21 protein-coding genes are annotated in these 25626 nt (G+C 71.4%); 10 read left to right on the forward strand and 11 right to left on the reverse strand.

The features are described from left to right. Positions 1-111: 111 nt before the first annotated feature. From KF837_21260 to KF837_21280, 5 genes are all read right to left on the reverse strand, one after another. Positions 112-1461, reverse strand: a complete 1350-nt coding sequence (locus KF837_21260; protein MBX3229862.1) for a hypothetical protein — start codon at positions 1459-1461, stop codon at positions 112-114. After that, complete coding sequence (locus KF837_21265) at positions 1445-2794, reverse strand: sigma-54-dependent Fis family transcriptional regulator (protein ID MBX3229863.1); 1350 nt, start codon at positions 2792-2794, stop codon at positions 1445-1447. Before KF837_21265 ends, KF837_21260 begins: the two co-directional genes overlap by 17 nt. A gap of 17 nt (positions 2795-2811) precedes the next feature. Continuing rightward, the gene (locus tag KF837_21270) at positions 2812-3399 is read right to left on the reverse strand and encodes a gliding-motility protein MglA (protein MBX3229864.1); all 588 of its coding nucleotides are present in this window, start codon (positions 3397-3399) and stop codon (positions 2812-2814) included. Between the two features lie 73 nt (positions 3400-3472). Beyond that, a complete protein-coding gene (locus tag KF837_21275) occupies positions 3473-3955 on the reverse strand; it encodes a roadblock/LC7 domain-containing protein (GenBank protein MBX3229865.1) in 483 nt (160 codons plus the stop codon). Between the two features lie 116 nt (positions 3956-4071). Continuing rightward, entirely contained in the window at positions 4072-5430 is a 1359-nt protein-coding gene (locus tag KF837_21280; GenBank protein ID MBX3229866.1) for a M20/M25/M40 family metallo-hydrolase, read from the reverse strand. Positions 5431-5475: 45 nt separating this feature from the next. On the opposite strand from KF837_21280, the gene KF837_21285 reads away from it, so the two are divergent. Continuing rightward, positions 5476-6606, forward strand: a complete 1131-nt coding sequence (locus tag KF837_21285) for a hypothetical protein (GenBank protein MBX3229867.1) — start codon at positions 5476-5478, stop codon at positions 6604-6606. Next, a complete protein-coding gene (locus tag KF837_21290) occupies positions 6603-7433 on the forward strand; it encodes a hypothetical protein (protein MBX3229868.1) in 831 nt (276 codons plus the stop codon). The genes KF837_21285 and KF837_21290 overlap by 4 nt, the downstream gene beginning before the upstream one ends. Here KF837_21290 and KF837_21295 read toward each other — a convergent pair. Both KF837_21295 and KF837_21300 read right to left on the reverse strand, forming a co-directional pair. Beyond that, a complete protein-coding gene (locus tag KF837_21295; protein ID MBX3229869.1) occupies positions 7414-7638 on the reverse strand; it encodes a hypothetical protein in 225 nt (74 codons plus the stop codon). The two genes, KF837_21290 and KF837_21295, sit on opposite strands and share 20 nt — an antisense overlap. Positions 7639-7655: 17 nt before the next feature. Continuing rightward, positions 7656-9677 (reverse strand): GAF domain-containing protein, encoded by a 2022-nt coding sequence (locus tag KF837_21300; GenBank protein ID MBX3229870.1) that lies wholly within the window; start codon positions 9675-9677, stop codon positions 7656-7658. 48 nt (positions 9678-9725) lie between these two features. On the opposite strand from KF837_21300, the gene pdxH reads away from it, so the two are divergent. After that, positions 9726-10364, forward strand: a complete 639-nt coding sequence (gene pdxH / locus KF837_21305; protein ID MBX3229871.1) for a pyridoxamine 5'-phosphate oxidase — start codon at positions 9726-9728, stop codon at positions 10362-10364. 121 nt (positions 10365-10485) lie between these two features. Here pdxH and KF837_21310 read toward each other — a convergent pair whose 3' ends face one another. Both KF837_21310 and KF837_21315 read right to left on the reverse strand, forming a co-directional pair. Then, a complete protein-coding gene (locus KF837_21310; GenBank protein MBX3229872.1) occupies positions 10486-11466 on the reverse strand; it encodes a hypothetical protein in 981 nt (326 codons plus the stop codon). 186 nt (positions 11467-11652) lie between these two features. Then, positions 11653-12591, reverse strand: a complete 939-nt coding sequence (locus KF837_21315) for a hypothetical protein (GenBank protein ID MBX3229873.1) — start codon at positions 12589-12591, stop codon at positions 11653-11655. Between the two features lie 22 nt (positions 12592-12613). On the opposite strand from KF837_21315, the gene KF837_21320 reads away from it, so the two are divergent. Together KF837_21320 and KF837_21325 are read left to right on the forward strand one after the other, a co-directional pair. Then, positions 12614-13318, forward strand: a complete 705-nt coding sequence (locus tag KF837_21320) for a bifunctional phosphoribosyl-AMP cyclohydrolase/phosphoribosyl-ATP diphosphatase HisIE (protein ID MBX3229874.1) — start codon at positions 12614-12616, stop codon at positions 13316-13318. A gap of 16 nt (positions 13319-13334) precedes the next feature. Next, positions 13335-15845, forward strand: a complete 2511-nt coding sequence (locus KF837_21325; GenBank protein MBX3229875.1) for a response regulator — start codon at positions 13335-13337, stop codon at positions 15843-15845. Positions 15846-16125: 280 nt separating this feature from the next. On the opposite strand, the gene KF837_21330 is transcribed toward KF837_21325, so the two are convergent. Beyond that, positions 16126-18873 (reverse strand): hypothetical protein, encoded by a 2748-nt coding sequence (locus KF837_21330; protein MBX3229876.1) that lies wholly within the window; start codon positions 18871-18873, stop codon positions 16126-16128. Between the two features lie 73 nt (positions 18874-18946). Continuing rightward, positions 18947-20296: an amidohydrolase family protein gene (locus KF837_21335; protein MBX3229877.1), complete on the reverse strand. Its 1350-nt coding sequence runs from the start codon at positions 20294-20296 to the stop codon at positions 18947-18949. 63 nt (positions 20297-20359) lie between these two features. On the opposite strand from KF837_21335, the gene KF837_21340 reads away from it, so the two are divergent. From KF837_21340 to rimI, 5 genes are all read left to right on the forward strand, one after another. Next, a complete protein-coding gene (locus KF837_21340; protein ID MBX3229878.1) occupies positions 20360-21820 on the forward strand; it encodes a response regulator in 1461 nt (486 codons plus the stop codon). Positions 21821-21824: 4 nt separating this feature from the next. Further along, positions 21825-22202, forward strand: coding sequence for a chemotaxis protein CheW (locus tag KF837_21345; GenBank protein MBX3229879.1), 378 nt, complete (start codon positions 21825-21827; stop codon positions 22200-22202). Next, a complete protein-coding gene (locus KF837_21350; protein MBX3229880.1) occupies positions 22199-22981 on the forward strand; it encodes a hypothetical protein in 783 nt (260 codons plus the stop codon). Before KF837_21345 ends, KF837_21350 begins: the two co-directional genes overlap by 4 nt. Positions 22982-22983: 2 nt before the next feature. After that, on the forward strand, positions 22984-24981 hold the full coding sequence (locus KF837_21355) for an Hpt domain-containing protein (protein MBX3229881.1): 1998 nt from the start codon (positions 22984-22986) through the stop codon (positions 24979-24981). A 220-nt stretch (positions 24982-25201) separates the two neighbouring features. Then, the gene (gene rimI / locus KF837_21360) at positions 25202-25621 is read left to right on the forward strand and encodes a ribosomal protein S18-alanine N-acetyltransferase (protein ID MBX3229882.1); all 420 of its coding nucleotides are present in this window, start codon (positions 25202-25204) and stop codon (positions 25619-25621) included. Positions 25622-25626 lie beyond the last annotated feature (5 nt).

Consider the following 25626-nt stretch of genomic DNA (forward strand, 5'->3'; position numbering starts at 1 on the left):
CACCGCACGCGACGTGCCACCCTACTTCTCGGCGCCATCGCCGCACGCACGGCCCCCACCAGGGAAAATTTCCCGATCGCGCACGGAAATCCTTCCGCCGCGCCGCGCGGCTCAGCCGCTGCGCGCGATGGGGGCGGTGATGGTGGCGCGCGTGCCGCCGGCTTCGCGGCGGGCGACGGTGAGCTCGCCGTTGTGGTGCTTCACGATCTCGCGCGCGATCGTGAGGCCGAGGCCGGTGCCGCCGGCGCCGCGCTTCGTGCTGAAGAAGGGCTCCGCCGCGCGCTCGGCGTCGGTGTCGGGGATGCCGGCGCCTTCGTCCTCGACCACGAACGCGACGCGCTCGCTCGTCTGCTTCACGTCGAGCGTCACGCGGCCGCCGGGCGCGGTCGCTTCGCACGCGTTGAGGAGGAGGTTCACGAGCGCCTGCTCGAAGAGGGAAGGATCGCACGCGATCTCGGCGCTGCCTTCGTCGAGCGTCGTCGTGAGCTCGACGTTCGCCTTCTCGAAGCGGTGGCGCACGAGATCGGTCGCGCGCCGCGCGACGAGCGACGGCGGCGTGGGGACGAGCTGAGGAGCGTCGCCGCGCGCGAGGGCGAGCGAGCCGCGCACGATGCGCTCGATCCGCTCGACCTGCTCGAGCACGATCTTCAGCGCGGCCGCGGTCCGCTCGTCGGTCGCCGGGCGGGCGAGCACCTGCTCGACGCGGCCGACGATGACGGCGAGCGGCGTCCCCACCTCGTGCGCGATGCCGGTCGAGAGCGCGGCGACGGTGGCCATCTTGTCCGCCTTCGTCAGCGCGAGCTCGCGTTCGCGATCGCGCTCGAGCTCCAGCGCACGCCGCATGCGGCGGCGGGCGTAGGCGCCGATCGCGGCGACCGCGCCCGCGCCGAAGACGGTCGTGAGCGCGAGCCGCCACCGCGACGCCTCCTGCCGCTCGCGCATGTGGACCGCGGAGGCGAGCACGACGACGCCCCACGTCTCGTTCGTGCGCGACGAGACCCGCGCGACGCCGGCGACGGCGCGGCGGCGGGTGAGCCCGAACGTCGCCGCTTCGTCGCGCGGAAGGACGACCGCCTCCACGTCGTGATCGAGCGCTTCGCGGATCCGCGTCGACGAGATGACGCGCCCGTCGGTGGTGAGAAACCCGGGCTGGTTCGGACGCGCGATGAGGACGAGCAGCTCCCCCGGCTTCTCGAGCCGCTTCGCGCCGGCGAGCAGCTCGACGACGACCGCGTCGACGAGCGCGCGGTCGTCCGCCCTTCCGCCGAGCCTCGTCTCGAAGTCGATCGCGACCGCGGCGGCGAGGACGGCCTGATCCTGAGAGAAGGACTCGATCGCCGCGTCGTTCGCGCGCGTGCCGAACCACACCGCGCCGCCGAGGATCGCGCCGATCGCCGCGACCATCCACGCGGTGAGCCAGAGGCCCTGGATCGGCCGCGGCGCGTCAGTCGTCTCGCTCATCGCTCGCGAGCCACTTGTTGAGTGTCTTCACGTCGATGTCGAGCTTCTCGCACGCGAGCGACTTCTTGCCGCCCGCCCGCTCCAGCGCCCACGCCGCGTACCGGCGTTGAAGCTCGCGCACCGGGATGATCTCGTCGCCGAAGTCGATCGCGGAGCGCTTCGCCATCGGTCGCTCGGTGATCGACTTCGGGAGGTCGGCCACGCCCGCCTCCGGCGTCCGGCCGAGGAGCACGATGCGCGCGACGGCGTTCTGGAGCTCGCGGACGTTGCCGGGCCACGGATGGTCGATGAGCCGCGCCATCGCCTCGGGGCCGATCCGCTCGACGACGGCGCCCGGGCTCGTGCTCCGCGCCTCCTCGACGAAGCGGAGGATGAGCTGCGGGATGTCGTCCTTCCGCTGGCGGAGCGGCGGGATCGCGATCGCGATCCCCTCGAGCCGATAGAGGAGGTCCTCGCGGAACTGGCCGCTCGCGACGCGCTCGGCGAGGTCGCGGTGGGTCGCCGCGACGATGCGCACGTCGACCTCGCGCTCGCGCGTGGCGCCGACCGCGCGCACCGCGCCGCGCTCGAGCACGTCGAGGAGCTTCGCCTGGAGCGAGGGCGCCATGTCGCCGATCTCGTCGAGGAACAGCGTCCCGCCGTCGGCCTCGACGAAGAGGCCGCTCCGGTTCGCGACCGCGCCGGTGAACGCGCCCTTCACGTGGCCGAAGAGCTCGCTCTCGAGGAGGTTGTCCGGCAGCGCGGCGCAGTTCACGGGGACGAACGGCCCGCTCGCGCGCCGGCTCTGCGCGTGGAGGAAGCGCGCGACGAGGCCCTTGCCGGTCCCGGTCTCGCCGGTGAGCAGCACCGAGACGCCGGCGTCGGCGACGCGGAGCGTGAGCTCACGCACCTCCTGCATCGCGTCGCTCGCGGCGATCAGCGCGCCCTTGCCGTAGCGATCGCCGAACGCGCGCTTCCACGTGCGCGTCTCCTGCCGGAGGACGACCTCCTCGAGCGCGCGCTTGATGAAGAGGTCGAGCTCCGCGACCTTGAACGGCTTGAGGAGGTAGTGGTGCGCGCCCTTCCGCAGCGACTCCACTGCGGTGTCGATCGCGCCGAACGCGGTCATCACGAGGACGGGCCGCTCCGGCGCGGCGCGCTTGCTCGCCGCGAGCAGCTCGATGCCGTCGACCTCCGGCATCCGGAGATCCGTCACGACGACGTCCACCGCCGGATCGGCGACGAGCTTCATCGCCGCCGCCGCGTCGGTCGCGGTCGTCACGTCGTAGCCGAGATCGCCGAGGCCGTCGGCGAGCATGCTCGCCATCGCGGAGTCGTCGTCCGCGACGAGCACGCGCGGGCGCTTCGCCGTCAGCTGCCCTTCTTGAGCTCGGTCAGGACGAGCTTGGCGACGGACTTGAGCGTGTCGAACACGCCGACGCCGGTGCGCGCGACCGCTTCGAAGTCGGGCACGTTGGTCGGGTTGAGCATCTGACGGAGCTCGTCGAGGCTCGCGACGTTCGGGAGATCGCGCTTGTTGTACTGGACGACGTACGGGAGCTTGTCGAGCGAGTAGCCCTGCTCCGCGAGGTTCGTGCGGAGGTTCTCGACCGACTCGAGGTTCGCCTCGGTGCGCTCGATCTGCGAGTCCGCGACGAAGACGACGCCGTCGACGCCCTTCAGGATCAGCTTGCGGGACGCGTCGTAGAAGACCTGACCGGGGACGGTGTACAGGTGGAAGCGCGTCTTGAACCCGCGGATCTCGCCGAGCGAGAGCGGGAGGAAGTCGAAGAAGAGCGTGCGCTCGGTCTCCGTCGCGAGGCTGATCATCTTGCCCTTCGCGTCCGGGTTCGTGCGCTCGTAAATGTACTGCAGGTTCGTGGTCTTCCCGCAGAGACCAGGCCCGTAATAGACCAACTTGCAGTTGATCTCCCTGGCCATGTAGTTGATGAAGCTCATCGCTCTTTGGGTCCTACAGGATTGTGGACGACTTCTTGGCTGCGGGCGAATTTCTGCGGGGAGTTTCCGGAAATCAGTCGTTGAAGAGGTTGTCGATGTCCTCGTCGGTGATCTCGGCGAACGGGCTGTCGGTGCCCGGCTCCTGCACCTTCTTGAGGAGGGCCTCGAAGATATGGTTGAGCTCCTCGGACGCCTTCTTCACGCGGAGGCGGACGAGGCCGAGGCTCGAGCGGGAGTCGAAGATGACGACCAGGATGACCCGGTTGCCGACGAGCTGGATGTGGATGTTGGCCTTCTCGCCCTCGTGGAACTGAGTCGCGAACTCGTTCTCCTTGAGGAGCTTGGCCATGCCGCCCGTCGCGGCGATGTTGCCGGCGGTGAGGGAGGCGAGGCTCGTCGTGTCGACGTTGTCGATGTCGCCGGCGGCCGCGATGAGCTGGCCGTTCTTGTCGACGATGAACACGACCTTGGCGTTCGCATCGCGAACCAGACGGTCTACGACCACCTGGATCTGATTGAACTCCTCCTCGTACATCACCATCTGGGGATTGCTCATGCTCGCGTCTCTCTCTCGCGTACAGCTAGCGGGTGCCCCTGAATGTTGAAGCGAGGCCGGCTTACGGTTCTATCCGATGGAGGCCGGTCCATACAAGGGCCGTTTCGGGGTGGTCGTCAGGCGCGAAAGCCCGAAATCGCCTCGAAAAGGACACGTAGGCCCCACCCGAGGCCTTCCACGGGCACCCGCTCGTCGTGCCCGTGGTACATCGCGCTGAAGCTGATTTCGTGGGTGGGGTCGAAGCGGACGGGGGCGAAGCCGTAGCAGATCGTGCCGAGCCGGGCGTACGCCTTCGCGTCGGTGAAGCCCGGGATCATGTACGGGAGCGGCGTGCCGGTCGGATCGTTCCGGCGCAGCGTGGCGGCGAGGTGCTCGAAGAGCGGCGTCGCGGGGGAGGCCTCCACCGCCGGGAGCGAGTGGATCACCTCGAGCGAAGCCGGCGCGTCGCCGAGCGCGTCGCGCAGCTCGGCGAGGAAGGCCTCCTGCGTCTGGCCCGGCAGCGTGCGCCCGTCGATCTCGATCGACGCGCGTCCCGGGATGACGTTCACCTTCGATCCGGCGCGCATCACCGTCGGCGACGCGGTGTTCGAGAGGAGCGCCCCGAACGATCGGCGCTGCGACGGATCGCGGATCAGGTAGTCGAGGATCAACGCCGCGACCTGCGGCGTCGTCAGCCGCTTCAGCACGTGTTTGTGCGGGACCGGCAGCTCCTTCGCGAGGCCCTCGACGAAGCCGCGCACGACCGCGGTCGGGTGCATCGGCAGGCGCGCGCGGCCGAGCCGCTCGATCGCGCGCGCGAGCTTGAGCACCGCGCTCTCGGGATCGGGCATCGAGCCGTGGCCGGGCGCGCCGCGGTACTCGGCGCGGACCCAGCACACGCCCTTCTCCGCGACCTGCACCGGGTAGAAGGTCTTGCCGAACAGGTGGAGCGAGAACGCGCCGATCTCCCCGAGCATGTACTCTGCACGGATCTCGTCGGCGTGGTCGTCGACGAGGTAGCTGCTCCCGAGCGCGCAGCCGTTCTCCTCGTCCGCGACCGCGGCGAAGATCACGTCGCGATCGAGCGGCTCCTCGCGGCGCTTCAGCAGCGCGAGCGCGCACGTGCTCATCGCCGCCATGTGCTTCATGTCGATCGCGCCGCGGCCCCAGACGTAGCCGTCGTGGATCTCGGCCGAGAACGGGTCGTGCTTCCACGCCCCCGCGTCCGCCTCCACCACGTCGAGGTGGGCGTTCAAGAGGAGCGGCGGCTTCTTGCCGGTGCCCTTCACGCGCGCGATGAGGTTCCCGCGCCCCTTCTTCTTCTCGACGATCTTCGCGTCGACGCCGTGCTTCGAGAGGTGATCGGCGAGGAGCTCGCACGCGACGCGCTCGTTCGCGTCCCCGGCGTCGCTCGTCCCGCGGTTCACGGTCGGGACGCGGATCAGGTCGCGGAGCAGCTCGACGCAGGTGGCGCTCTCGGCCTTCCAGTCGATCATCGACTTCGTAGTGTGCCACGGCGTCTCGCGTGCAACGATGAGGGAATGACGAGGACCCTCGCTTCCGAGATCACGCGCATCCGGGGACACTTCGACGGCGCGCTCGCGCTCCTCGACGCACGCGACGTGAGCGGGCTCGATCGCGCAGCCCAGCTCACGCGCATGCTGCTGCGGCAGGCGCTCGTCGAGTACCAGGCCGGCGGCGTCTTTCCTCTCAACCACGACTTCGCGGCGGGGCTCCGGCCCACGTTCGTCGACGATCACGGGACGCGCTGCGCGATGGCGCACCTCATGGATCTCGGCGGCGCGAGCGAGCTCGTGAGCGAGGTCGCCGCGAAGGCGAACCACGCCTACGTCGACGAGCTCGCCGCCGATCCGCGTTTCCTCGCGTGGCTGAACGCGGCCGGCCTCACGGTGGAGGAGGCCGCGCGCATCCAGCCCGGCTACGGCTGCGTGCCGGCGGCGGACTGCCTCTGCACCGTCGCGGCGTCCGGGGGCGGGGCGGCGCCCGCGGTCGTCGAGGCGACGATCGCGACGCTCTCGACGACGAGCAACGAGGTTGGCGTGAAGGTCACCGCGGTGCACGGCGAGACGGACGTGAAGGTCGGGGACGACATCACCGCCGTCCGCTACCGCTCGCTCGACCTGAAGACGGGCGACAGCGTCCTCGTCACGCTCACGAAGGTGGACGGCGACTACGAGGTCCTCGCCGCGGTGAAGGACGGACAGCTCGGCGAGACGTGCGGCGCCAGCGTCCCGAGCGATCCGTTCCCGAACCAGTCGTCGCGGGGCAAGGTCGGCCCGATCTCGGTCGCCGACGTCGTCGCGCTGCGCGAGGACACGCGCGACGCCTGCATCAGCGCGCTGAAGGCACGCGACGAGTGCTTCGGCGTCTGCGGCGGCGTGCATGACGAGACCGGTCAGGCGGTGACCTGCACCTACGGCGAGAGCGACGCCGGTGGCGCCCCGATCTCCGCGGACGCGGGCGGCGCGCCGGTGACGAAGCCGTCCGGCGACGTGGACGTGGACGCGGGCACGTCCGGCGGCGTCGCCGCGGCGCCGGCGTCCACCGACGACGGAGGCTGCTCGACGACCGGCGGGAGCGCGCCGGCGAGCGTCGCGGTGCTCCTCGCGGTCGCGGGCGCGATGCTCGCGCGGCGCCGCTTCGCCGGATGACGAGCGCGCGCGTCCTCGCCGAGCGATCGTGCGCCTGGGCGGAGGGACCGACGCGGGTTGGTGCATGGTTCCCCGGCGACGACGCGACCGTGCTCGGCGCGTTCGAGCGCGCGGAGGCGCCGTCGCTCCGCCGCGGCTCGGGCGGTCACACCGTCGTCGTCGGGCCCGGCACGCTCTGGGTGCAGCTCGTGCTCGAGCGCTCGGAGCACCCCGCCGACAAGCTCGTGAACCGCCACGTGCGCCCGCTCCTCCGCGCGTTGACGCGGGCGACGAGCGTCCCCGCGCATTGGTTCGGGCGCGACTGGATCAGCATGGGAAAGCGGCCGATCGGGTTCGTCGGCTTCGCGCACGAGGCCGCGAGCGGTCGCTGTTTGCTCGAGGCCGTCGTCGCGGTGAGCGCCCCGTTCGTCGCGGCGCCGCGCGCGTCGTTCATGGGCAAGGCGCCGGCGACGCTCGAGGAGCTCGCGGGCGGCGCGATCGATCGCGCCGCGCTCGTCGCGCGCGTCGTCGAGGCGTACGCGCCGACGGCGTCTCCGCGCGAGGACTGGCCGACGGCGGGCGCGGCGGTGACGGCGGAGCCGCCGTGGGGGGCGACGCGGGACGAGGCGATCGGGATCGTCGCGGCGGGCCGCGACGCGGGGGGGCGCATGCGCGTCGGCGGCGAGCTGATGGCGTCGCGCGACGCCGTCGCCATGCTCGAGGATTCGCTCGCGCGCGGGGACGACGTCGACGGCGCGGTCGACGCCGCGTTCACGACCGGCGTCGTCTTCGGGGTGCGCTCGCTCGCCTCGATCCGCGACGCGATCGTCAGGGCTTCGAGCTCGTAGGCTTCGGCGCCGCGGCGTCGGGTGCGCGCACGGTCACGCTGTAGCTCTCGCCCGGCCCCGCGTCGACGGGCTCGAGGCGCGCGGTCGCCGAGATCTGGAGCTCCGGCGCGGGCGCGGCCGACGGCGCGGGCTTGGGCGGCTCGGACGACGTGGTCTGGCAACCGCACATGACGAGGACGAGCAGGACGAAGGGACGGGGGTTCATGGCTTCTTCGGGCGCACTCAGTCCCGCTTCGGCGTCGCGAGCTCCCACACCCGCGCGTCCTTGAAGATGCGCACGAGCTCGGGATCGAGGTGCTGGTCCTTCACGCCGTACTCGAGGATGTCGACCGCACGCTCGACGGGGACGGCCTTTTTGTAGGGGCGATCGCTCGCGGTGAGGGCGTCGTAGATGTCCGAGATGCTCATCATCTTGGACTGGACCGGGATCTCCTCCGCGCGGAGGCGGTTCGGGTAGCCGGTGCCGTTCACGCGCTCGTGGTGCGCGCCGGCGATGAGCGGCACGCGGCGGAACGATTTGCCCCACGGGATGTTGGAGAGGAACTTGAAGGTGTGGACGACGTGGCTCGTGATCTCGTCGTACTCCGCCGGCGTGAGCGAGCCGCGCTTCACGCTGAGCGCGACGGCGTCCTGCGGCTCGAGGAGGAACTTCATCTCGCCCCGGAGATCGAAATACGTCTCTTTGGCGAGGTGCTCGATCTTGGCGAAATCGCCGGCTGCGAGGACGGTCGGCTCGTTCGCGTGCTCGATCGTCTCCCACGCCGCGTCGAGCTCGGCGCGGCGCTCGGCGTGCTCCTTGTCGAGCCGCTCGAGCTCGCCCTTCGAGCCGCCGCGCTCCACGATCGCGAGCTTGCGCCGGAGGATGTCGGCCTCGAGCGAGCGGGCGACGAAGTCGAAGCGCGCGCGGATGAGGGAGAGGCTCTCGTCGTAGAGCTTCTTCGCCTTCACGAGCACCTTCTCGCGGACGCCGATCTTGCCGAAGTCGTGGAGGAGGCTCGCGTACTCGAGCTCGCGGAGGTCCTCGCGCGAGAAATGGGCGTCTTTGTAGGGGCCGCTCGACTCCGCGTCGACGACCTTGGCGAGGGCGACGGTGAGGTCGGCGACGCGGCGGGAGTGACCGCTCGTGGTCGGGTCGCGCGACTCGATCGCCTCGACGCTCGCCTTCACGAAGCCGTCGAAGAGGCGCTTGATCTCGTCGTAGAGGATCGTGTTCTCGAGCGAGACGCCGGCCTGGGCGGCGACCATGCCGAGGAGCTCCTCGCTCCGATCGTCGAACGGGACGACCTGCTCGTCGAAGTCGTCCTTCGTGTAGAGCCGCTTCTCGGGGTCCTTCTTCTTGTTGATGAGCTGGATGACGCCGATGACCTCGTCGCGCTGCGAGACGAGCGGCACCGTGAGCATCGACTTCGTGCGGTACCCTATCTTCTCGTCGAAGCGGCGGTCGAAGCCGTACCCGGTGCCGACCGGGATCTCGTAGGCGTCCTCGATGTTGATCGGCTTCTTCGCGAGGACGACGCTGCCGGCGATGGAGCGGTTCGAGATCGGCATCACGAACTCGCTCGAGTCGTAGGCGACGGAGTCGTTCTGCGAGAGCTTGAAACGCAGCATCGGCCCGCGGACCATCATGCTGATGCTCGGCGGCGGCGCGCTGTCCTTCTTGCCGCCGAGGGCCGGCGGCGGCTGCGAGCTGCGCGTGTCCTCCGGCGCGGCCTCGACGACGTAGATGCTCCCCGCGTCCGCGCCGGTGACGAAGCGGCACTTCTCGAGGATGACGCCGAGGAGCTTGTTCACGTCGCGCTCGGTCGTCATCGCGCGCGCGATGTTGATGAGCTCGCCGAGCTCGTAGCGATAGCGGTTCAGCCATTTCCCGCGGCTCTCCGCGCGCCCCTTCGCCTCGAGCAGCTCGAAGGCGCGCATGCCGGCGAGGAACAGCTCGTCCTTGGAGGGCTCGGCGGAGACGATGCTCGCGAGCCCGCGGTTCATCATCTGTTGCAGCTCGGCGCCGGCGGGCATGCCGAGGAGGATCATCATCGCGGTCGACTCGGCGAAGCGCTTCGCGAACGGCTTGAGGAGGTCCTTGCCTCGCTCCCACACCGCGGCGGGGGCGAGGATGACCATGAGGTCGTCGCGGCTCGCGGCGATGAGGAGCGGATGGGGCTGGGTCACGACGTCGTCGACGCGGTTGTCCGCTTGGAGCTCCGCGAAGAGCTTCGACATCTTTTCGACGAGCGCGGGCTGCTGCATGGTGTTCCGTCCCCGGCGGGAAGGTAACAGAAGCTATTCTCCGCCGCGATGAACCTGCCGGACATCGCTGCGATCCGTACGGATTACGTGCGCGCGGGCCTGGTCGAGAGCGACCTCGACCCATCGCCCACGGTTCAGATCAAGAAGTGGGTGGCGGACGCGGTCGCGGCGGGTCATCCGGAGCCGACCGCGATGGCGCTCGCGACCGTGAGCGCGAGCGGAGAGCCGTCGAACCGCATCGTCCTGTTGAAGGGCGTCGACGACGGCCTCGTGTTCTTCACGAACTACGAGTCGGCGAAGGGCAAGGACCTCGCCGCGAACCCCCGCGCCGCGGCGACGCTGTTCTGGGTGCTGCTCGAGCGCCAGATCCGCGTGGTCGGCTCCGTGACGAAGGTGACGCGCGCGGAGTCGGAGGACTACTTCCGATCACGCCCCTACGAGAGCCGCATCGGCGCCTGGGCATCGGCGCAGAGCACGGTGCTCGCCGATCGCGCGACGCTGGAGCAGAAGGTCGCCGCGCTGAAGACGCAGTACCCCGACGACGTCCCGCTCCCCCCGTTCTGGGGCGGCTACCGCCTCATCCCCGATCGCGTCGAGCTCTGGCAAGGCCGCCCCAGCCGCCTCCACGATCGCCTGCAATATACACGCACCCCCCCCACCTGGCACCTCACCCGCCTCTCCCCATAAGCCCCATAAGCGCCCGGCGAACCCCCTCTCGGGGGGTCCGGGGGCGGTGGAGCGCGCGCGCAGCGCGTGCGGAAAGGCCCCCGGCGGGAGAGCTCGAGAGGGCAGAGCCCTCTCGAACAAGCTAGAGCTCCTTGGGATCGGCGAGCTTGCGGGACCAGACGATGGCGTCTTTGCGTTCGCCCTTCATCAGCATGTGGCCGACGAGGAGGCCGGTGCGGCGGAAGCCGTTGAAGACGAAGGCGGTCGCGAGCGCGAGGTCGTCGCTCGGGGCGAGGGCGAAGCAGCTGACCACGCCCTCGGAGAGGAGCTTGTCGCAGATCGTTCGGAGCGACGAGATCGTCGCGAGCTTCTCGTGCTCCGTCGACGGCGCGGTGAGGAGCTCGAGGAACGCGTTCGCGAAGCAGGCCTGGCCCTCGATCGAGGCGACGAGCTCGAAGCCGCTCCGCGCGGTGAGGAGGAAGTGACGGCGCTCGACGTCGCGGCCGAACGGCTCGAAGGCGGTGAGCGCGGCGCCGGTCTTCAGCGCCTTGTCGAGCGTCTTCTGGACGTCCGAGGCCTTCACCTGCGTGAGCAACGCCTTCGGGAGCGGGCGATCGAGCAGCGCCTTCGCTTGCTTCTTCGCCGTCGCGAGCGTCTTCTCCGCGCGATCGTGCGCGGGCGAGGACTTCGGCTCCGGCACGTCGTCGTCGTCGTCGTCGTCCGCGGTGGAGTCGAGCGAGCCCTTGATCTCGGTCGCGAGCGCCTCGTCGACCGACACGCCGAGGAGGAACGCGTCGCTGCGCTTGTAGAAGCCCGGGATGTTCGCTTCCTTCGCGAAGCCGAGCTTCATCCACGTGTTCACCTCGTCGCGCTCGACGAGCGTGTAGACCTTCTCGATCCCCTCGCGCTTCGCGAGCTTGAGGACGAAGAGGCGCTTCGCGTGGCTCGCGCCGGCGCGGAAGTCGATCACACGCATCGTCTTCGTGCGGCGGTTGAGGAGGAGGCAGAGCGAGACGGACTCGTTCTGCACGAACATCTCCTCGATGCCGCTCGCGTTCGCGCGCGGTACCACGCCGCTCGGGCGCAGACGCTTGGCCTCGGGACGCTCGGAAAACGCTCTCATCGACATCGGTACACCCAACCCCCGGCGACTCGACGGGCCGCCGCATTGCAGATTCGGAGGGCCGATTACCACGCCGCCTCGAATCCGGAAATCGTCTTTCCGGTTTGCACGATCAACCTCGCAAATGTGCAAGGTGACGTCCGTGTGACGCCGAAAATCCCTTGCGAAATCGAATGACGCAATGCGCTAAGAGCGCCGCAGTGCGTCGATCTCGGGGCGGGCCACGCCGAGCCGCTCGAGCGCGTCGGCGAGGCGGGTCGACGGGACCGACACGAGCGTCGGCATCCCGCCCGAGAGGCCGAGCAGGTCGAGGAACGAGATCCCGCTGTCGAAGGGGGCCGCGAGCGTGAGGTTGTCGCCGTCGACGAGGAGCGCGACGCGCGCGCGCTCCTGCCCGAGGAGGAGGAGCATCGTCTTGTCGTAGCGCACGCCTTTGCCGGTCACGTCGAGGAAGGCGATCGACGTCGCGGCGGGCACGCGCGGCTTCAGGAGGTCGATCCGGCGATAGCCGCGCGCGAGCTCCGCGGTCGCCTTCTCGAGCGCCTCGAGCTCGCGACCTGCCTTGTCGATCTCGTGCCAGAGCGCGTCGTCGGCGAGGCCGTTCGCGAGGTGGCGCACGATGATGCCGTGCAGCGCCGCGTCGCGCGGTCGTGCGCGGATCGCGCGATCGAAGCGCTTCGCCGTCGCGCTCGGCGTGCCGAGCCGCGTGTCGATCGCGCGCGCGTCGTCGTCCGCGCCCGGGTACGGCTCCACCCCCTCGCGCATCCACTTCGCCGCGCTGCAGAGCCCGTCGAAGTCGGTGTGACAGACGATCGTGTCGACCGCGCCGACGCGCGCGCAGAGCTCGGGCGTAACCATCTCGGGGCACGCGCCGTGCTCGGCCTTCGTCGCGAGCACGAAGCGCGGGTCAAGCTTGTATTGTGCATGCAACGCGTGGTCGTGGTGATCGACCCACGCCGCGAGCCGCGCGCCGAGCCCGTCGATGAACGGCTTCGTGATCTTCTCGAAGCCGCCGCCGGACGCCTCCGACGCGAACGCGACGTCGAGCACGACGACGCGACCGGTGAGCGAGCTCGCCTTCGGTAACTTTCGCGGCGTCGCGAATGCGAGCTCGGCGCGGGCCATTCGTGTGGGACCATCCTAGACGATGACGTTCGATCTCCGCGCCTCTCTCCGCTTCGCGCCGCACGACGGCGGCGTCTCGCTGCTCCCGGTCGTCGCGCAGGACCACCTCACCGGCGAGGTCCGCATGCTGGCGTGGGCGAGCCCGGAGGCGGTGGAGCGGACGCTCGCGACGGGGAAGGCCACGTTCTGGAGCCGCTCGCGGCGGGAGCTCTGGACGAAGGGCGAGACGAGCGGGAACGTCCTCGCGGTCCGGTCGGTGCTCGTCGATTGCGACGAGGACGCGCTCATCTACGTCGTCCGCGCCGCCGGGCCGACCTGCCACACCGGCGCGGCGACCTGTTTCTTTCGGCGGCTCGGCCCGAAAGGCGTGAGCGACGAAGAGGTCTCCGCGACGACGGCGTTGGCCCGCCTCGACGCCGTCCTCGAGGCGCGCCGCGCGGCGACGGCGGCCAAGAGCTACACGAAGAGCCTCTACGACGGCGGGGCGGCGAAGATCGGGGCCAAGCTCCGCGAGGAGGCGGACGAGCTGGCGTCGGCGGTCGAAGCGGAGAGCGACGACCGCGTCGTCTCCGAGGCCGCGGACGTGCTCTTTCATGCGATGGTCGCCCTCCGATCGCGCGGGCTCGGCGTCGAAGCCGTGCTCGCGGAGCTCGAGCGCCGGGCCGGAACGTCGGGCCACGACGAGAAGTCTTCGCGTTTTCTTGGGGACACCCCCCGCCGCCCGTAAGATAATCGCCTCCTCCATGGGACAAAAGGTCCTCGTCTTCGAGAGCGACGCGCAGTTCGCCGGCGAGCTGAGGTCCGAGCTGCAGAAGCTCGGATGCAGCGTCAACGTCGTCGACGACGGGAACTCTGGTCTGCAGCAGGCGTCGTCGTCGCGCCCGGACCTGATCCTGCTGTCGATCGAGCTGCCGCGCATGAACGGCTTCAGCGTGTGCAACAAGCTGAAGAAGGACCCGGCGCTGAAGGACGTCCCGCTCATCATCATGTCGAGCGAGTCGAGCGACGAGACGTTCGAGCAGCATCGCAAGCTGCGGACGCGCGCCGAGGACTACGTCCACAAGCCGATCACGTTCCACGAGCTCCTCTCGCACATCCAGCCGCTCGTCTCGATCGGCGGCGGCGCGGACGCCGGCGGTGTCGTCGTCAGCGAGTCGCACGTATCCGCCCCGCCGCAGTCGCTCGATCTCGAGTCGATCGAGGACGACGAGATCGTCATCGAGGAGATCCAGTCCAAGCCTCCGCCTCCACAGCACCCGGCCACGGTGCCGCCGAGCCAGCCGCCGGAGCGGCCGCCGTCTCAGACGAACGAGGTCCCGCACCTCGGACACCTCGGGAACGGTCAGGTATCGCTCGACGCCGCGCTCACGGAGGAGCCGCCCGTGGTCTCGGAGCCGCCGCCGCGCATCAGCGAGCGCCCCGCCGTGCGCCCGCCCGCCGACAGCGCCGAGCTCGCGCAGCTGAACGCGCGGATCCGCGAGCTCGAGTCGCGCCTCGAGTCGGCGCAGAACGAGACCGAGAGCGCGCGCGCGGAGGCGAAGGCCGCGCGCGACAGCGCGGCGGACGGCGCCGTCGACGCGGAGGAGCTCGCGCGCCTCGCTCGCGAGAACGAGGACCTGAAGGCGCGCATCTCGCAAGCCCCCCCCGCGGGCGGCAAGGCGGGCGGCGTCTCGAGCCGCGAGTTCCTCGATCTGCGCGAGGCCCTCAACAAGAAGGACAAGGAGATCCTCTCCCTCAAGGAGGGGCTCGCGAAGAAGGACAAGGAGATCGTCGACGTCCGCGACAAGTCGCTCGCGCTCGAGCGCGAGAAGGCGGACCTCGACGACAAGGTGCTCGACCTCGAGCGCGAGATCGAAGGCGCGAAGACGAAGATCGACGCGCTCACCGCGGACAAGGAGCAGGCGAAGAAGGCGGGCGAGGACTTCAAGCGCCGCGCCGCGCGCGCGGAGGCCGACACCGAGGCGGCGCGGAACGAGCTCGGCATCCTCAAGGACACGCACGCGTCCGAGACGGCGGGCCTCAAGGAGGCGCACGCCGCCGAGGTCGCGGCGCTCAAGGAGACCCACGCGACCGAGGTCGCGGCGCTCAAGGAGACCCACGCGTCGGAGCTCGCGCAGCGCGACGCGGCGTTCGCGAGCGAGAAGACCTCGCTCGTCGAGGCGCACGAGGCGGCGGTCGCCGAGGCCGCGGCCGCGCACGCGAAGGCGCTCGAGGCCGCGCGCGCCGAGGCGGAGTCCGCGCAGGCGGCGGCGCTCGCGGAGCGCGAGTCGCAGCTTCGCGCGGAGCACGAGGCGGCGATCGAGGAGCAGGCGAAGCGCCTCGGCGAGGAGAAGGCGGCGGCGCTCGCGGAGGCGAAGCGCGTCGCGGACGAGGCGCTCGCGGCTCGCGTCGCGGAGCTCGAGGCCGATCGCGACGCGCGCGTGGCCGAGGTCGAGGCGGACCGCGAGGCGAAGGTCACGGCGGCGGAGCAGGACCGCGCCGCGCGCATCGCCGAGGTGGAGGCCGATCGCGACGCGAAGCTCGCGGCGGCGGAGCAGGAGCAGAAGGCGCGCATCGCGGAGCTCGAGACGGACCGCGACACGAAGCTCGCGGCGGCGCAGGCCGACCGCGACGCGAAGGTGGCCGCGGCCGAAGCCGAGCGCGACGGCCGTCTCGCCGAGCTCGAGGCGAAGGCGAACGCCGAGCTCACCGCGCTCCGCGAGGAGGCGCATCAGGAGATCGCGGCCGTGAAGGAGGCCGCCGCCGCCGCTCAGGCCGCGGCGGAGGAGGAGGCGCAGGCCGCCCTCGCCGCGACGAAGGAGGAGGTCGCGCGCCGCATCGCCGAGATCGGCGCGAGCTCGGAGGCGCACAAGGCCGCCGCCGACGCGCGCATCGCCGAGCTCACGGGTCAGCTCGAGGAGGCGCGCGCGAGCCTCGCGGAGCGGGAAGAGCGTGTCACCGAGCTCGTCGATAAGGTCGGCGCGTTCGAGAGCCAGGTCGCCGGCCTCGAGGACATCAAGGCCCAGCTCGAAGAGTCCCGCGCCACCCTCGACCGCGACCTCACCGCCGAGCGCGAACGCCGCGCCGCCCTCGAAGCCGACCTCACCGCAACAAAGCAATCCCTCGAGGAAACGACCGCCACCCTCGCGACGAAGTCGACCGCCCTCGACCGCGCCACCACGAAGATCGAAGACGACAAGACGTCCCTAGACAAGGCCAAGGACGCCCTCGCCGTCGCCCTCTCCCTCATCGAAGAAGCCGAAAACCGCGCTTAAACGATGGGGCTCTTAACGATGGGGCTCTTAACGATGGGGCTCCGCCCCATACCCCGCCCCAGACACGGCCCTCGCGCTACGCGCTCGGGGCGCTACGCGCCCGCTTGCGCGGCCGCTTCTGGGGCCCCGGTGCTGGCGAGCCAGCGGGCGGGAGCGAAAGAACGGCGGCTGCAGGGCGCTGGCGAGCCAGCAGTAAACCCCGGGGCCCCAATGCCCGAAGAGCGGCGCCCGCGGGCGCCGGTCGATGGGTTGGGGCGGGGTATGGGGCGGAGCCCCATCGTCACTGCGGCCCGGCCTTGCCGCACCGGCTCGGGGCTTCGATGCCGCAGATTTCGTCGTTTCGGCAGATGCCGCACTGGAGGATGCCGCCGCAGCCGTCGGCGACGGGGCCGCAGTTCGCGCCGGCCTGCTGGCAGGTGCGCGCGACGCAGCTCGGAGCGCCGCACTGGTTCGGTACGCCGCCGCCGCCGCAGGTCTGACCGGGCGGGCAGTCGCCGCAGAAGAGGGGCGCGCCGCAGCCGTCGCCGGCGTGGCCGCAGCCGATGTTCTGCTCCTGGCAGGTCTTCGGCGTGCAGTCGTTCTTCCCGCACTTGTTCGGGCCGCTGCCGCCGCAGGTGAGGCCGGCGTCACACGGCGGGCAGGTCACCGACTGGCCGCAGCCGTTCGAGACCATGCCGCACTCCGCGCCCTGCGCCTCGCAGGTCGACGGCGAGCACGCGGGCGTGATGCACCTGGCCGGCGTGCCGACGCAGAGCTGGCCGGTCGGGCACGGGTTGCAGTTGAGCTGCTCGCCGCAGCCGTCGCCGGCGAAGCCGCACTGGATGTCCTGATCCGCGCACGTGAGCTTCTTGCAGGTCGGGGTCGGCGGCGGGACGTCGGGCGTGATGCACGAGGTCAGGTCGAAGAGGAAGAACGCGAGGATCTTCTCCTGGACCGTGAGCGGCGCCGGGTTGTCGCCGCCGCACTCCGCCGGGAAGATCTGGTTCTCGGTGCTCGCGCCGGCCGTGAGCGTGACGTGGAAGTCGCTGAAGAGGACGCGCCCGCACTGGTTGGCCGGCGGAGCGCCGAGCGGGGTGTTGAACGTGTAGTGGAAGACCGGCGTGCCGAACTCGGGGAAGAGCACGTTCTGGGTGAGCCATGCCTGGGCGCCGGCGGAGACGAAGAGGCGCGCGTCGCCGCGGGCCTCTTCGAGCTGCACCGTCGGAGGAGTCACCGTCTTGAGCGCGCCGACGCCGACGCCGGTGGTCGTGTTGAGGGGAACGCCGAGCCAATCGCCGAAGGTCGCGCCCTTCGGGAAGCTCTTGTTGACGAGCGCGTCGACGGTGGCGAACGACTGCGGGTTCGTCGTGTTCCAGGGCGTGGTCGAGTCCCAGGGCGCGCGATCGTACAGGTAGACGTAGTTGAAGTGCGTCGCGTAGACGCGACCTCCGCGGTCGGCGTAGGCGCGGACGCGGTCGTCGGTGCCGTCGTCGCGGTTGTTCTCGCCGCCCGGGCAGCCGAAGATCACGGCGTCGTACTGGTTCAGGTTCGCGGCCGAGCTCGTGAGCGCCTGGTCGGTGCGCGGCGTGTTGATGTCGATGCGCGCGCCGCCCTTCGCCCCGTTGACGATGGTGTTGTCCTGGTAGAGGCGGATGCGTCCGCCCGGGCCGCCGGGCGTCGCGGACGGGTTCGTGAACTCGCTCCGGTCGACGCCGAGCTTGTAGAGGACGCACTCGAGCGCGTCGACGGAGCCGGTCGATACCGCGAGGAGCGGGAGCGTGTCGCGCGGCGAGCCCTCGTTCTGCTTCTTCGGGAAGCGCGTCTGCTCGGGCGTGAGGGCGGTGCTCGTGCAGGAAGTGCGCGCCGGGATCGTGACGACGCGTCGCCAGCGGCCGAGCTGGATGACGAGCGGGAAGTCGATCTCCGGCGGGACGTTGTCGAGGGTGAAGGTGCCGTCCGCCGCCGTCTTCGTCGCGACGAGCGGCGTCCCGAGCGACTGCAGCGTGCACTGCTCGCAGACCGCGTTCGCGACGCCGTCGGTGAACGTGGGGAGACCCCACGGCGAGGTCTTCGAGCCGTTCGGGACGAAGACGATCGCGTCGGGGATCGGGAGCTTCCCGTTCGGCGCGTAGACCGTGCCCGTGAGCTTCGTCCGCTGGCCCGGCGCGCACGTGTCGTTCTTCTGCTGGTCGAGGCAGAAGTTCACGCAGCCGATGTCCGGGCCGCCGTCCACGCCCGTACCGCACTTGTTCGGGCCGCCGCCGCCGCAGATCTGACCCGCGGCCGCGCACGCGTTGGGGCCGCCGCAGTCGAGGAGACCGCCGCATCCGTCGGCGACGTAGCCGCAGTTCGCGCCTTGCGCGGTGCAGGTCGTCTTCGTGCACGTCGGCGCCGCGCAGATGCTCGGCGCGTTGAGGCCGCAGATCTCGCCCGGACCGCAACCCCCACACTCGAGGAGGTCGCCGCAGCCGTTCGCGACGAAGCCGCACTCGCCGGCGGCGCACGTCGTCCGCGGCTGGCAGGGCCCGCCGTCGGCGTAATAGAGCCCGCCGTCGAGGCCGAGGATCCCGCCGCCGCAGCGGCCGGTGCCGCCGCCGCCGCAGATCTGCGGCTCGCTGCAGCTCCCGCACGAGTCGATCTTCCCGCCGCAGCCGTCGCCCGCGGGGCCACACGTGAACTTGAGGTCCTCGCAGCTCTGCGGGATGCACCGCGCGGAGCCGCCGCAGCGGCTCGGGGCGCCGCCGCCGCCGCAGGTCTCCTGGCCTTCCGTGCAGGTTCCACACGATTCGATGATGCCGCCGCAGCCGTCGCCTTGCGGGCCGCAGTTCGCCTCGAGATCGGCGCAGGTCTTCGGGACGCAGATCCCGACGGTGCCGCTGCTCGTGGAGGTCGAGCCGCCCTCGTTGATCGGGATGATCTGCCCGCTCGTCGACGAAGAGGTCGATCCGCCGTCCGGCATGGCGTTGTTGTCGTCGTCTCCACCGCAGTGCATCAGCGATGCAAAGGCGGCGGTCATCGACGCGGCGACGATGATGGCTCGGAACTTCATGAAACGGACCCGTCCCTTCGACCGGTAAGGTGCTGCTACCCGATAACATTGCGCGATCGCGCGGCCAAGAGGGTCACGTTCGGGCGCGGGAGACGAGGTTTTTGGCCTCGGAGCGGGCGCGGGTCAGGACGCGTTCGGCGTCGAGGCGCGTGTGCGTGCGGTCGTTCACGACGAGGTCGCCGTCGGCGATGACGTGGGTGACGTCGCGGGAGGTGCAGCCGTAGACGAGGCGCGACCACGCGTCGCCGCCGGGCTCGACGTGGGGACCGTCGACGCGCACGACGACGACGTCGGCGCGCTTGCCCTCTTCGAGCGAGCCGACCTCCGCGTCGATCCCCAGCGCGCGCGCGCCGTCGATCGTCGCGAGCTCGAAGGCCTCTCGCGCCGGGAGCGTCGTCACGCCGGTGCGGCTCTTCGCGAGGAGCGCCGCGTGCCGGAGCTCGATCCAGGGATCGAGGTTGTTGTTGCACGGCGCGCCATCGCCGCCGAGGGCGACCTTGATCCCGCGCCGCTTCATCTCGTGGACCCGCGCGATCCCCGAGCCGAGCTTCAGGTTCGCGCTCGGGCAGTGCGTGATCCGCGTGTCGTCGGCCGCGACCGCGTCCATCTCCGCGTTCGTGAGCTGGACGCCGTGCGCGAGGACGGTGCGCGCGCCCTTGAAGCCCCATTTCCTGAGCATCGCGATGTCCTCGTCGCCGAGGACCTTCTTCACCGCCTTGCGCTCGGCCGGGTGCTCCGCGACGTGGCTGTGGAGCAGCGCGTCGCTGCCCTTCGCGTAGGCGCGCTCCGCCGTCGCGCGGAACAGCTTCTCGGTGCAGGAGAGGATGAAGCGCGGGGCGTACGCGTAACGGAGACGGCCGTCCGCCTTGCCGCTCCACGCGTCGCGCAGGCGGTCGGCCTCCTTCAAGCTCGCCTTCGTCGTCTCGCGGAGGCCCTTCGGGACGCGGTCGCCGGCGTCCATCATCGTCTTTCCGCCGAACACGCGGATGCCGGACCGCGCGCACGCGTCGAAGACCACGTCGTAGCCGTGGACCGTGCCCATATCGAGGATCGTCGTCGTCCCCGCGAGCATCATCTCGAGGAGCCCGAGCTCCGCGCTCGCCGCGAGCGACGCGTCGTCGTGCGCCGCCTCGAACGGCCAGATCCGCTTCTCGAGCCACTCGAGGAGCGGGAGATCGTCGGCCATCCCGCGGAAGAGGACCTGACAGAGGTGCACGTGCGCCTGGACGAAGCCGGGCACCACCGCGCAGCCGCGCGCGTCGATGACGCGGATCGGCCCTTTTTTCCGGGCCGCCGCGAGCGCGGCGTCGCCGACCGCGCCCAGCGCGGCGATGCGCGAGCCGAGGACGAGGAGGTCGCCGGTGCCGACCGTCCCCGCCGCATCGCAACGAACCAGCGTTCCCCCGCGGATGAGCAGCGCCAAACGTGAGACCTCCTCGCCACTCTACGCGGTGCCTCGGCCGTGCTCTACTTTTCGCGCCTTCGGATGGCCACGCGGATCCTCGTCGTCGACGATAGCCCCACGATCCGGCACATCGTGTCGACGCTCCTCGAGCGCAACGGCTACGAGCCGCAGGTCGCGTCCGACGGCGAGGACGCCTACGAGGCGCTCGCGAGCGGCGAGGTCGAGGCCGACCTCGTCCTCCTCGATTTCGTGATGCCGCGGATGAACGGCTTCCAGTTCTGCCGCGCCCTCCGCGCCAACGAGCGCCTCGCGAAGACCCCCGTCGTCCTCATGAGCGCGAAGGGCGACAAGATCCGCGATCAGTTCGTCGAGCAGACCGGCGCGCTCGACGCGATCACCAAGCCGTTCGACGCGCAGGCCCTCGTCGCGGTGGTGGAGAACGCGCTCCGTAAGCTCGCCAACCAGCGATCGAGCGTCGAGCGCCTCCCCGACTTCGAGGCGGACGACCTCGCGAGCACGGACGAGCGTCCGCTTCGACGCGAGCCGGAGCTGACGACGCGGCGGACGCACGTCGCGCAGGTCATCGCCCAGAAGCTCGCCGCGATCGCCGCGCGCGCGGCGATGGATCGGCCGGAGATCGTCGGTCGGCCCGCCTTCACCGACGCGATCGTGGAGCGCCTCTCGAACGAGGCGATCGTCGAGATGATCGAGACGATCGGCGACCTCGATCGCGACGAGGCGGGCGGCGCGCTCCTCGCGGGCGACCTCGGCATCGTCCCGATCGGCGCGGTGCTGCAGCTCCTCCAGGCCGAGAGCCAGACCGGCGTCCTCGTCTGCAAGCGCGACGCCTTCGAGGTGCGGGCGACCTTCCGCGAGGGCGAGATCGACCTCGTCCAGTCGAGCGGCGCGGGGGACGAGTTCCGGCTCGGCCGCTTCTTCGTCGAGGAGGGCATCCTCGAGCCGCGCGAGATCGAGGAGATGACGGCGCGCACGGTCGTGCCGGCGGAGCCGCTCTTGCCGACGTCGACGGAGGAGGTCGAGGCGCCGCGCTCGACGGTGCAGCCGAAGGAGAGCCAGAAGCCGGTGCCGCTCGGCATGGCGCTGATGAAGGCGGGCAAGGTCGACGCCGAGCAGCTCGAGCGCGCGCTCACGCGGCAGTCGAGCGAGCTGCTCTACGAGGTGCTGCGGTGGTCGTACGGGCGCTTCGAGCTTCGCCGCGAGGCGCCGAGCGAGCTCGCCCAGAACGCGCGCCTCGGCATGCCGGTCGCGTCGGTCGTGATGGAGGGCTTCCGCCGCGTCGACGAGTGGCGCGCGATCGAGCGATCGCTCGGCAGCTTCGACACCGTGCTCCTCCGCGATGACGCCGCGTTCGGGCGGCTCGACAAGGCGTCGCTCCCGCCGCGCGAGCGGCAGGTCCTCGACGCGGTGGACGGCGAGCGCACCGTGCGCGCGATCGCGGCCGCGGGCTTCATGTCGACCTTCGACGTGTGCCGGATCGTGGTGCAGTTCCTCGAGGCGCGCGTCCTTCGGCGGCGCGCGTGAGCCGATGACGGGCGGCGTCGTCTTCCGCGCGGGAGAGAGGCTCGCGTTCCTCCCCGCGACGATCGCGGTGAAGGTCATGCCCGCGCCCGCGATCGCGAAGGTCCCCGGCGGGCCGCCCGAGCTCCGCGGGGTCGCGTTCGTCGACGGCGACATGATCCCGATCGTCGCCGCGAGCGAGCGCGAGGGCGACGCGATGCTCGTCTGCACGGTGATGGGCGAGGCGGTCGGCCTCGTCGGCGTCGAGGTCGTCGCGACGGGGAGGTTCGCCGCGACCGAGGGCGGCGACGTCCGGCACGGCGCGGAGACGGCGCGGACGTTCGACATCGCGAACCTGATCGCGAAGGTGCAACGCGTTCGTTGGGGGGCTACGCTCTCCGAATGACGGGGCCCGACGACAAGTCGCGCGACAAGGCGAAGCGGCGCGTCTTCCGGCTGTTCCGCCGCGCGCCGTCCGAGCGCGGCGCGTCCGAGGTCGGCCTCGAGAGCGCGCTGTGGACCACCCATCAGCGCGCGTCGCAGTCGGTGCGCGAGGCGGGCGAAGGGGCGCAGCGGCTCTCGGCGCACGTCGCGAAGCAGCGATCGATCGTGGACGCGCTGGCGGAGCGCGCGCGCGGCGCGTCGGCGCGCACCGGCGATCTCGCGCAGAGCTTCGCGCGCTTGCAGGAGGGGTTCGCGCGGCTCGAGCTCGTCGCGCTGAACGCGGGGCTCGAGGGCGCGCGCTTCGGCGAGGGGCCGGGGCACGCGCTCGGCCTCGTCGCGGAGGAGGTGCGCGCCCAATCGACGCGCGGCTCGCAGGCGTGCCGCGAGCTCGCCACCGCGCTCGGCGAGATCGGCGGCGAGCTCGGTCACGTGCACACGAACCTCGAGCGCGTGCGCGAGGGATCAGCGGAGGCGGCGCAGGTCGCGGCGCGGCTCGGGAGCGACGCGGCCGACGCGGAGCGCGCGCTCGTCGACATGGGCGATCGGCTGAAGAGCAACACCGGCACCGATCCCGAGACCGCGCGCGCGATCGCGGAGACGCTCGAGCACGCGCGCGCGCTCGTCGCCGCGCTCGGGGTCGTCACCGCGAAGGCGCCGCGCGCGCTCGTCGCGTCTGCGCTCGCGCCCGTCCTCGAGCCGGTCATGCGCTTGCTCGACGGGGACGACGAGGACCGGCGCTGACCGTGTCCGCGCGCGATCCCGAGCTCACGCAGATCCTCGTCCAGGAGCTCGAGCGCCACCTCGTCGCGCTCCGCGGGATGACCGACGGCGACCTCGACGCCGCGCGCCGCACCGTCCACGCGTTGAAGGGATCCGCCGGCCTCGCCGGCGAGCCGGAGCTCGCGAGCACGATGGCGAGCCACGAGCGGCGGCTGCGCGCCGGCGAGTCGGCGGCGCTCGGCGAGGTCATCGCGACGGTGGCGCGCGCGATCGAGCGCATCCGCGCGGGCGAGTCGGGGGCGGCGGCGGAGTGGCCGGAGCCGCCGCCGGAGCTCGCGCCCTCCGCGATCGATCCCGAGATCCGGCCTCGCTACGCGGTGGAGGTGACCGATCGCCTCGCGCGGATCGACGCGGTCCTCACCGGCGAAGGCGCGCACCCCGAGGAGTCGGCGGCGGAGCTCTTCCGCCACGTGCACACGCTGAAGGGCGCCGCGAGCGCGGCGGGCGACGAGCCGATGTCCTGGTTCTGCCACGGCCTCGAAGGGCGGCTCCGCGGCGCCGCGCCGGAGGCCGCGATCGAGGAGGTCGCCGGCTGGCGCGCGGTCCTCGGCGCGCTCGCCGACGATCCCGAGGCCGCGCTCGCGACGCTGCGCGGCGTCCCGCTCCGGCCGCGGCGCGCGACGCAGCGACCGCGCGCGGAGGCGGAGGGCGACGGGACGATCCGCGTCGCGGCGCAGGCGGTCGACTCGCTCCTCGATCACGCCGCCGGCATCGCGGTCGCGCGCGAGCGTGTCGCCGCGCGCTCGTCCGGCGCGATGGACCACGCGCGCACGCTCCGGCGGCTCCGCGGCGATCTCGTGGAGGCGCTGCGGCTCATCGGGCCCCCGCGGCCGTGGGGCGCGCCCGCGGCCGCGCTCCGCCGCGTCGAACGAGCGGCCGACGCGCTCACGCGGATGAGCGACGAGCTCGAGGTCGTCGCGGAGCGTCTCCAGGAGACGGGGCAGGCGCTGCGTGACGACGTGGGCGCGTCGCGGAAGCTCCTCTCGGCGATGAGGCAGACCCCGATCCGCGGCCTCTTCACGCGCGTCGCCGCGGCAGTGAGCGCCGAGGCGCGGCGGACGGGGCGCGTCGTCCTCGTCCGCACGGTGGGCGGCGACGAGCTCGTCGATCGCCGCCTCGTCGAGGCGCTGGCCGAGCCATGCTTGCAGCTTGCACGTAACGCGATCGCGCACGGCATCGAGGAGCCGGCCGCGCGCGCCGCGCTGGGCAAGCCGCCCGCGGCGACGCTCACGCTCTCCGCGACGCGGACCGGCAACCGCCTCGCGATCTCGATCGCCGACGACGGCGCGGGGGTGGACGTGGCCGCGGTGCGCGCGCGCGCGGTCGAGGCCGGCGCGGTCACCGACACGTTCGCCTCGCGGGCGGACGATCAGACGCTCCTCGAGATCCTCTTTCTCCCTGGCTTCTCGACGCGGAGCCAGAGCCCGGACCTCCTCGCGGGGCGCGGCATCGGCCTCGACATCACGCTCGCGAGCGTGGAGCGGCTCGGCGGCGCGATCCGCCTCTCGAGCGAGCGCGGTCACGGCTTCGAGGCGCGGGTCGAGGTCCCGATCGAGAGCGGCCTCGTCACCGTCCTCTGGGTCGTGGTCGCCGACGTCCACCTCGCGCTGCCCGCCGCCAACGCGCGCCGCGTGCGCCCGAACGACGATCCGGCGATCCCGCACCTCGCGGCGTGCCTCGAGGCGGGGGTCCTCACGCGCGCGCCCCTCGCGGTCGATCTCGACGCCGGCGGCGAGCCGTTCGCGATCGGCGTCGACGCGGTGGGGCTCACGGAGGAGGTGCTCGTGCGCCCGCTCTCGCCGCTCCTGTCCGGCGTCGGCCCGTACGCCGGAGCGCTCGTCCGCGGCGACGGCTCCGTCCACCTCGCGCTCGACGTGCACGCCCTCGCCCCTCGCGCGCGCGCCCTGGGTCGCGTTGGGCCACCAAGCGACGCGGTCGGCATCATCGCTGCGCCGGATTGAGCCACAACGATGTGCCATCTGTCGGCCACAGACGAAATTCTCGTCGCCGCGCAGCTCACCGGCGGCCGCTACCTGTTCCTCACCGACGACTCCGGCGTCGGCGGCGCGCACAAAGAGCCGACCACGCCGTGTTACTTCGTGACGAAGCTCGACAGCGCGGCGTCTGCAAGGCGTCGGGCGGCACGGTCAGCATCTACTGATACTGATACGCTCCGGCACGGTGATCCTGCCGATGAGCGAGGCGGACGTCGCGGCGGTCCTCGCGATCGATCCCGACGTCCGCGAAGGTCAGCTCCGCGAAGAGCTGACCCGCGCGTGGGCGCGGCTTCGCGTCGATCGCGCCGGCGGCGACGTCCTCGGCTACGTGCTCTTCTGGCACGTCACCGACGAGATCCACCTCCTCAACGTCGCGGTCGATCCGCGCGCGCGGCGGCAGGGACGCGGCCGCGCGCTGGTCGAGGAGGTCGTCGGCTACGCGCGGGCGAACGCCGCGGCGAAGGTGCTCCTCGAGGTGCGGCGCTCGAACGAGCCCGCGCTCGCGCTCTATCGGAGCCTCGGCTTCGAGGAGATCAACGTGCGGCGGCGCTATTACGACGACGGCGAAGACGCGATCGAGATGATGCTCGCGCTGATACGCTGAGGACG

This window comes from Labilithrix sp. (assembly GCA_019637155.1).
Lineage (GTDB): Bacteria > Myxococcota_A > Polyangia > Polyangiales > Polyangiaceae > Labilithrix.

What these genes read in the sequence shown, in the direction of transcription:
- KF837_21260 (MBX3229862.1), bottom strand. Translation starts at nt 1,461, where the DNA reads ATGAGCGAGACGACTGACGCGCCGCGGCCGATCCAGGGCCTCTGGCTC.
- KF837_21325 (MBX3229875.1), top strand. Translation starts at nt 13,335, where the DNA reads ATGGGACAAAAGGTCCTCGTCTTCGAGAGCGACGCGCAGTTCGCCGGC.
- KF837_21290 (MBX3229868.1), top strand. Translation starts at nt 6,603, where the DNA reads ATGACGAGCGCGCGCGTCCTCGCCGAGCGATCGTGCGCCTGGGCGGAG.
- KF837_21295 (MBX3229869.1), bottom strand. Translation starts at nt 7,638, where the DNA reads ATGAACCCCCGTCCCTTCGTCCTGCTCGTCCTCGTCATGTGCGGTTGC.
- KF837_21270 (MBX3229864.1), bottom strand. Translation starts at nt 3,399, where the DNA reads ATGAGCTTCATCAACTACATGGCCAGGGAGATCAACTGCAAGTTGGTC.
- KF837_21285 (MBX3229867.1), top strand. Translation starts at nt 5,476, where the DNA reads ATGACGAGGACCCTCGCTTCCGAGATCACGCGCATCCGGGGACACTTC.
- KF837_21315 (MBX3229873.1), bottom strand. Translation starts at nt 12,591, where the DNA reads ATGGCCCGCGCCGAGCTCGCATTCGCGACGCCGCGAAAGTTACCGAAG.
- KF837_21280 (MBX3229866.1), bottom strand. Translation starts at nt 5,430, where the DNA reads ATGATCGACTGGAAGGCCGAGAGCGCCACCTGCGTCGAGCTGCTCCGC.
- KF837_21275 (MBX3229865.1), bottom strand. Translation starts at nt 3,955, where the DNA reads ATGAGCAATCCCCAGATGGTGATGTACGAGGAGGAGTTCAATCAGATC.
- KF837_21350 (MBX3229880.1), top strand. Translation starts at nt 22,199, where the DNA reads ATGACGGGGCCCGACGACAAGTCGCGCGACAAGGCGAAGCGGCGCGTC.
- KF837_21345 (MBX3229879.1), top strand. Translation starts at nt 21,825, where the DNA reads ATGACGGGCGGCGTCGTCTTCCGCGCGGGAGAGAGGCTCGCGTTCCTC.
- KF837_21320 (MBX3229874.1), top strand. Translation starts at nt 12,614, where the DNA reads ATGACGTTCGATCTCCGCGCCTCTCTCCGCTTCGCGCCGCACGACGGC.
- KF837_21300 (MBX3229870.1), bottom strand. Translation starts at nt 9,677, where the DNA reads ATGCAGCAGCCCGCGCTCGTCGAAAAGATGTCGAAGCTCTTCGCGGAG.
- pdxH (MBX3229871.1), top strand. Translation starts at nt 9,726, where the DNA reads ATGAACCTGCCGGACATCGCTGCGATCCGTACGGATTACGTGCGCGCG.
- KF837_21330 (MBX3229876.1), bottom strand. Translation starts at nt 18,873, where the DNA reads ATGAAGTTCCGAGCCATCATCGTCGCCGCGTCGATGACCGCCGCCTTT.
- KF837_21310 (MBX3229872.1), bottom strand. Translation starts at nt 11,466, where the DNA reads ATGAGAGCGTTTTCCGAGCGTCCCGAGGCCAAGCGTCTGCGCCCGAGC.
- KF837_21340 (MBX3229878.1), top strand. Translation starts at nt 20,360, where the DNA reads ATGGCCACGCGGATCCTCGTCGTCGACGATAGCCCCACGATCCGGCAC.